At 69.8% G+C, this 1,135-nt stretch carries 2 protein-coding genes; both read left to right on the forward strand.

Translation table 11 applies throughout. The annotated features are described in order from the left end of the window. A partial coding sequence (locus tag AC1DOC_RS34555; RefSeq protein WP_478131695.1) for an NAD(P)-dependent oxidoreductase occupies positions 1-266 on the forward strand: 266 nt, incomplete at its 5' end. Positions 267-270: 4 nt separating this feature from the next. Then, a partial coding sequence (locus AC1DOC_RS34560) for an MFS transporter (RefSeq protein WP_478131696.1) occupies positions 271-1,135 on the forward strand: 865 nt, incomplete at its 3' end.

Genomic DNA, 1,135 nt, shown 5'->3' on the forward strand with positions numbered 1-1,135 from the left:
AACTGGTCGAGGCCGATGCGCTGCTTGCTGCGCTCAACCGCGGCCGGCCCGGACTGGCGGCGGTCGACGTGTTCGAGAGCGAGCCGCCGCTGCAGGGCCATGCGCTGCTGCGGCTGGAGAACTGCATCTGCACGCCGCACATCGGCTATGTCGAGCAGGACAGCTACGAAAGCTACTTCGGCCAGGCTTTCGACAATGTCGTGAGTTTCATCAAGGGCAACCCCACCAACATCGTGAACCCCGGCGCGCTGCAGGTTCGCCGGTGAATCCATGAGCCGCCGGGCCGCGCCCCGGGGCGCACTGTGGGCCTTGCTGGCCGGCAATTTCGTGATCGGCACGGGCGTGATGGTGGTGCCCGGCACGCTCAATGAAATCAGCGCGTCGCTGTCTGTCTCTGTGGCAACAGCGGGCCAGCTGATCACGGTGGCCGCGGTCGTGATGTGCCTGGGCGCGCCGCTGCTGGCGGCAGCGGTCGCAGGCTGGGACCGCCGCCAGCTGCTCGCCCTCACCCTGCTCTGGTACGCGGCCGGGCATGCCGTTGCGGCGCTGATGCCGAGCTTCGGTGCCCTGCTGCCGGTGCGCATGCTCACGGTGGTGGCGCCCGCCATCTTCACGCCCCAGGCTGCGGCCTGCGCCGGCATGCTGGTGCCGCCGGAGCATCGCGGCCGCGCCGTGACCTTCGTCTTCCTGGGCTGGTCGCTGGCCTCGGTGCTCGGGCTGCCCATCGGTGCGCTGGTGGGCGGCCATCTGGGCTGGCGCGTGGCTTTCGGGGCGATCGCGCTGCTGAGCATCGCCAGTGCGGCATCGATCTGGCTGACCCTGCCGCAGGGCATCCGCCCCGCGGCGCTGACGGCGGCCGCCTGGGCGCGCGTGCTGCGCAGCCCGGTGCTGATGGGCATCGTCTCGGTCACGGCGCTGCAGGGGGCTGGCCAGTTCGTGCTGTTCAGCTATTTCGGGCCGATCCTGAAGCGGGACTTCGGCGCGGACCCCACCATGCTGAGCCTGATGTGGGCGCTGTTCGGCGTGTTCGGCCTTGCGGGCAACATGCTCGTGAGCCGGTTCATCGACCGCGTAGGCGCGGGCCGCATGGTGCTGCTGACGAGTTCGCTGATCGCGCTGAGCCTCTTCCTTTGGC

The organism is Variovorax sp. 01T439_2, from assembly GCF_056398445.1.